Source organism: Ornithinibacter sp., assembly GCF_035443565.1.
Taxonomy (GTDB): domain Bacteria; phylum Actinomycetota; class Actinomycetes; order Actinomycetales; family Dermatophilaceae; genus Fodinibacter.
In genome coordinates, this window is sequence record NZ_DAORSO010000132.1 from 1 (window position 1) to 2,098 (window position 2,098).

2 protein-coding genes are annotated in these 2,098 nt (G+C 69.2%); both read right to left on the reverse strand.

What is annotated here, in order from left to right; genetic code table 11:
• Nucleotides 1-190: 190 nt before the first annotated feature.
• Nucleotides 191-1,111 carry a polyphosphate kinase 2 gene (gene ppk2 / locus PLL68_RS11590; RefSeq protein ID WP_324534244.1) on the reverse strand — a complete coding sequence of 307 codons (921 nt, stop codon included), beginning with the start codon at nucleotides 1,109-1,111 and terminating at the stop codon, nucleotides 191-193.
• Nucleotides 1,112-1,164: 53 nt separating this feature from the next.
• Nucleotides 1,165-1,860, reverse strand: coding sequence for a phosphate signaling complex protein PhoU (gene phoU / locus PLL68_RS11595; protein WP_159902982.1), 696 nt, complete (start codon nucleotides 1,858-1,860; stop codon nucleotides 1,165-1,167).
• Between the last annotated feature and the right edge of the window lie 238 nt (nucleotides 1,861-2,098).

Below are 2,098 nucleotides of genomic sequence, written 5' to 3' on the forward strand. Positions count from 1 at the left end.
AGGACGGCGGCGCGGGCCTGCTCGCCGGGGCGGCCGGCATCCACGACGTCGTTCCAGGTGCGGTTGAGCCGGGCCAGTGCGTCGGCGGTGACATTGCTGGCGCGCTCGGTGTCGAGGAGGGCCAGGTGCGCGACGGAGCAGAGTTCGGGCCAGCGGGCGGCCACGAACTCCGCGAAGTCACCTTGAGCGCTCAGAGGCGTGGCAGGACCCGGTCGGTGTGCTCGCCGGCCTCGAAGATCTTCGACGCCGGGCCCACGATGAGGGGGTCGGGCTGGCCGACGATGGCGGCGTCCTTCTGCGCGTAGTCGACCCGGTTGAGCAGCACCCGGAAGGCTTCGAGGCGGGCGCGCTTCTTGTCGTTGCTCTTGATGACCGTCCACGGCGCGTCACCGGTGTCGGTATAGAAGAACATCGCCTCCTTCGCCTCGGTGTAGGCGTCCCACTTGTCGCGGCTCGCGAGGTCGGTGGGGGAGAGCTTCCACTGGCGCACCGGGTCGTTCTGGCGGGAGGCGAACCGGGCGGCCTGCTCCTCACGGCTGACGGAGAACCACAGCTTGACCAGCGTGATCCCGGAGTTGACGAGCATGCGCTCGAGGTCGGGCACCTCACGCATGAACTCGAGGTACTGGGTGGGGGTGCAGTAGCCCATGACGCGCTCGACCCCGGCGCGGTTGTACCAGGAGCGGTCCATGAACACGAGCTCGCCGCCGCTCGGCAGGTGCTGGACGTAGCGCTGGAAGTACCACTGGGTCCGCTCGATCTCGGTGGGCTTCTCGAGGGCGACCACTCGTGCACCGCGGGGGTTCAGGTGCTCCATGAACCGCTTGATCGCGCCGCCCTTGCCCGCGGCGTCGCGACCCTCGCAGATGACGAGGACCTTGGCGCCGGTCTCCTTGGCGTGCAGCTGGAGCTTGAGCATCTCGATCTGGAGCTTGCGCTTGGTGCGCTCGTACTCGTCGCGGGGAAGCTTCTTGTCGTACGGGTACCCCTGCTGCCAGGTCTTGCCGACCTTGACGTCGATCTCGACGCCGTCGGCCTCCTCGAGATCGTGAAGCTCCTCGATCTCCTCGGCGTAGTCCTCGGTCACCGACAGTCGCGTGTCATCGTTCACGACCTTGAGACTAGCCAAATGGCGCGGTGTCCGCGCGGCGGTCCGGTGTGCGCTCAGGCACCTACGGTGGCGCCGTCCTCGGCGTCCTCGTGACTGCCCTCGCTGGCGGGGTCGAACTCGCCCGTGACCAGCCAGATGACCCGGTGGCCGACGCTCACCGCGTGGTCGGCGAACCGCTCGTAGTAGCGACCCACCAGGGTGATGTCGATCGCCGCCTCCGTGCCGTGTCGCCAGCTCGGGTCGGTGACCCGGGCGAAGAGCTCGCGGTGCAGGTCATCCATCGCGTCGTCGTCGCGTTCGATCTGCTGGGCCGCCTCGAGGTCGCGCGCCGCGATGACCGAGCCGGCCTTCTCGACGATGCGTTCGGCGACGTGCCCCATCTGCAGGATGGTCGAGCGCAGCTCGGCAGGGACGGCGGACGCCGGGTAGCGCAGGCGGGCGACCTTGGCCACGTGGCGCGCGAGGTCACCCATCCGCTCGAGGTCGCTGCTCATCCGCATGCTCGTGACGATGACCCGCAGATCCGTCGCGACCGGCTGCTGGCGGGCGAGCAGGTCGAAGGAGAGCAGGTCGAGGTCAGCGCGCAGGGCATCGATCTCGGCGTCAGCGGCGATGACGGAGTCGGCGAGGTGGATGTCGGCGTCGAGCAGCGCGGTCGTCGCGCGGTTCATCGCGGAGGAGGCGAGGTGCGTCATCTCGACGAGCGTCTCGGCGACCCGGTCGAGTTCCTCGTGGAAGGCCTTGCGCATCAGGGGTGATTCCTTCGGGTGGCGTGGGACGGGTGCCGTGCCGGTGACAGCTGCGGCTGGTGCCCTCGACCCTGACAGCCGGGCGTGAACCGCAGGCGCACCCGAGGTGAACTTCTGGCGAGGCTGGAGCGGCGGGAGGTGTTCGTGGACGAAGCGGGGCCCGCCCGGGCCGTACCCTGACGTCGTGGACCCTGTGCTCGCGGCGATTCTCGGCGGGGCGGTGGGGCTCGTCATCGGA

Excerpts from the sequence above, each read along its gene's own strand:
- phoU (WP_159902982.1), bottom strand. The coding sequence starts at position 1,860 with ATGCGCAAGGCCTTCCACGAGGAACTCGACCGGGTCGCCGAGACGCTC.